Source organism: Lentimicrobiaceae bacterium (genome assembly GCA_028697555.1).
Lineage (GTDB): Bacteria > Bacteroidota > Bacteroidia > Bacteroidales > UBA4417 > UBA4417.
On sequence record JAQVEX010000086.1, the window covers coordinates 1 to 3572 of the forward strand.

Consider the following 3572-nt stretch of genomic DNA (forward strand, 5'->3'; position numbering starts at 1 on the left):
GCAAAATTATTAGTGAAAAAATATCTTGCTCCGGCGTGTCCTCCAATCGATAGACGCGTTTTTGGATAGATACCTGTATAATTTTCAGGATAATCGAAAAATACTACACCTACATCTCCTCCACCATACAGGTCGATATTATCAATTATTGGTAAATGTTCGGCAAAATGATAACTTAAACCAAATGCAGTGCAAAAAGCCTGTATTCTAGTAATTTCGCCCATATTTCTGTACGGATAATTTCTGTAGTTAAAATCGGCTCTGAAAGAAAAATAATTGTCGGAAAAATATTCGAAATTCAAATAAGCCGGAATACCGTAATTGGCAACACTTGCTCCAATATTAATTTGAAAATCATTTTTACGATATGTAGCTTGGCTAAATACTTCTGCCATAACAAAAAGCAGAACAAGGGTAAGTATTAGTTTTTTTATTTTCATTAGTTGTTATTTTTTAGTTTATACAAAACACACATACTTTATAGTCTTTGTACTTTGGATTAAGTTTTATTCAGCATGTTCGTTTCATATATTATTTTAATTAATATTTGTTATTAAAAAAGTACTCGGCATGTTGCCGAGTACCTAAAATACTAAAATTCCGAGGAAATGGAATTTTAGTAAAAAGCATCAGCCCGAGGGGCTGATAAAAACCAAAAACCCACTTAAATTATATCAATAACTGTGCCAAGTTCGCACTTAATTAAAAATTTATTTAAGTTTTTATTTTTTTATTGCCTTATCAATGATTTTATTGATAAAACACTAAATTTGTGTTTTGAAAAACAAAGAAACTAATTAAAACTTTAACATATGAAAAAGCAGTTTTTATTAATACTAATTACCTTAATTTCTGCCATTGCAATGGCTCAAGAGAACTTGCCCAACAACGGTTTGAAATATTACATGACGCCAGAAGAAGCTGCAAAAAAACATCTGATTGGCAGGGGTTTCGTTGAAACACTTCCTCCTTCCGGCGAAATAAACAGTATTGCCGAATTTAGCTACAACGACGGCGTGTTGGTACGCTACCCTTTTGGCATTCCTATTGCTTTGATAAAAGAAATTGCAAAAGATGCTAAAGTACTGACTATTGTCGCAAATAGTAATCAGCAAGCAACTGTTACTACACAGTACCAGAGCAACGGCGTAAACTTAAGCAATTGTTCGTTTCTTATTGCCAACACCGACTCGTATTGGACAAGAGATTACGGTCCTTGGTACATAACCTATGGCGATAACAAAATTGGTATAGTCGATTTTCCGTATAACAGACCGAGACCTAACGACAATGAAATTGCAAAGAAAGTTGCTCAACTTCAAGGTGTTGAATGGTTTGGAATGAACGTAATTCATACCGGCGGCAATTATATGTGCGACGGTTACAATACGGCTTCTTCTACAACTCTTGTTTATGAAGAAAATCCTACTCAAACCCATCAGCAAGTTGACGATAAAATGAAAAATTACTTGGGTATTAATAATCACATGGTAGTTGAAGACCCAAACGGCACTTATATTGACCATATCGACTGCTGGGGTAAGTTTTTAGCACCCGATAAAATTATAATTCGCCAAGTCCCTCCAAGCCATCCGAGATACAACGCAGTTGAAGAAACTGCAGCTTACTACGCTCAGCAAACAAATGAATACGGTAAAAAATACACGGTTTACAGAGTTTACAACCCCAACAACGAGCCTTACTCAAATTCATTGATAATTAAAAACAAGGTTTTCGTACCCTTAAAAGGAACAATTAACGACGCAGCTGCAATTTTAGCATATAAAGAAGCAATGCCCGGATACGAAGTTATTGGTGTAACCGAAAACCCTAGCACACCCTGGGAATCGACAGATGCATTACATTGTAGAACTCACGAGCTTGCCGATTTAGGTCAGCTCAGAATTGTACATACTCCCTTGTATGACAGTATTGAACAAAACAATGGATTTGAAATAAATGCTGACATAATTTCATACTCGAATAGCAATATATACGCCGATAGTACATACCTTATATATAAGGTAAACAGAGGTGATTTTGACACTATTGTGATGCAAAAAACATCGACCAATAAATATACTGCCAAAATTCCACTTCAAATTGAAGGTAGTTTGATAAGTTACTATATAGAATCAAAAGATGAATCGGGAAGAACTTCAAGACATCCGTACATAGGAAGTGCCGACCCGCACAAGTTTGTAGTTAAATTATCGCAAGTGGCAGATATTACGGTTATCCCCGATGAACTTCTATTTAACTCTTACTCGCATGCTGTAGATGGACTAAAAGTCAATATCTATAATTATTCACCACAGGAAGTAACAATTAATAATATCAATTGGCAAGGTTCCACATTAGGCTGGTGGGCTGATTCTACTTCAATGGATCTACCTTATACTATTCTTTCAGGAGATTCTACATCAATTGACGTTTTCATCGACTTAAACACCACTCTTAACCAAGTCTTGACCGATACCATGTTCATTACTTCCGAAGCTAGTACACACAAGGTAATTATTGTCGCAAATCCTGAGTTATTTAACGACATTTCGACAGAAAACAACTATTTGTTATCTGTGTATCCCAACCCATGCGACAAATACATATTGTTTAAATACAACAGCAACAATAATTCAAAAATCACTATTGATGTTTACGATGCGAAGGGGCAATTTATAGCTCAGCCTGTAAATGCTATGTGTAATAACGGATTTAACGAATTTTACTGGAATTTGGATTCTAAAAAAGGCGGTAAAATTCAGAGCGGTATTTACTATTTTGTTTTATACAACAATAGCAAGGTTATAAAAGGAAAATTTATTATAAAGTAAATTTCTTTTCTTAAACTACAGGTTTTTCAACCCAATCGTTATTAAGTTTTATTACCTCAACAAGTTTTGCTACAGCAATTTGTTGAGGTATTTTATTTAAAACAAGATTTTGTTTTTTATAAATACTCACAACACCTGGTCCTGCACCAATGTAGCCGTAGTCGGCATCATTCATTTCTCCGGGTCCGTTAACTATACAGCCCATGACGGCTATTTTCAAGTGTGTTAAGTGATTTGTTGCTTCCTTAACTTCAGAAAGCATTTCTGAAATGTTAAACAGTGTGCAACCGCATGAAGGACAAGCTATATACTCGGTTTGAGTGTTTTTTTTGCGAGTTGCTTGTAAAATGCTGTTTAGCAGTTTGCTTAAGGTTTCAAGTTCAAAATTGTTGTTGTGTAGCCACAAAGCATCAGTTATCAATCCGTTGAACAATCTATTACCCAAATGTATAGATAAATCCACATGCAATTTATTTATATCGCTAATTTCAGAACTGATTTTGTATATGGAATTTTTGTTTTCTTCAATATCCGTAACATGAAAATCATCATAAGCAATTGATTTGCAATCAGTAGGCGCAACAATTTGCTTAACTTTTTCATTATTATTGTTCATCAAGTATGGCTTGTCATTGTTGGAGACAATAACGCTGTAAGGTTTATTTTTTTCAACATCTGTATCTCTACTAACGAAAACAACTTCTTCATTGAAAACACTCTTATCAATTTTGAAGATCG

Annotated in this window: 3 protein-coding genes; 1 reads left to right on the forward strand and 2 read right to left on the reverse strand. The window is 34.5% G+C overall.

Going from position 1 to position 3572, the window contains the following annotated elements; genetic code table 11:
* Nucleotides 1-440: hypothetical protein (locus PHP31_09890; protein MDD3739587.1), on the reverse strand; the 440-nt coding region annotated here is incomplete at its 3' end.
* Nucleotides 441-812: 372 nt separating this feature from the next.
* Between PHP31_09890 and PHP31_09895 the strand changes: the two genes are divergently transcribed.
* Nucleotides 813-2834 (forward strand): agmatine deiminase family protein, encoded by a 2022-nt coding sequence (locus tag PHP31_09895; GenBank protein MDD3739588.1) that lies wholly within the window; start codon nucleotides 813-815, stop codon nucleotides 2832-2834.
* Nucleotides 2835-2844: 10 nt separating this feature from the next.
* Here the strand turns inward: PHP31_09895 and PHP31_09900 are convergent.
* Nucleotides 2845-3572 (reverse strand): flavodoxin-dependent (E)-4-hydroxy-3-methylbut-2-enyl-diphosphate synthase (locus PHP31_09900; protein MDD3739589.1); only part of this gene is annotated, 728 nt, incomplete at its 5' end.

Excerpts from the sequence above, each read along its gene's own strand:
- PHP31_09895 (MDD3739588.1), top strand. The coding sequence starts at position 813 with ATGAAAAAGCAGTTTTTATTAATACTAATTACCTTAATTTCTGCCATT.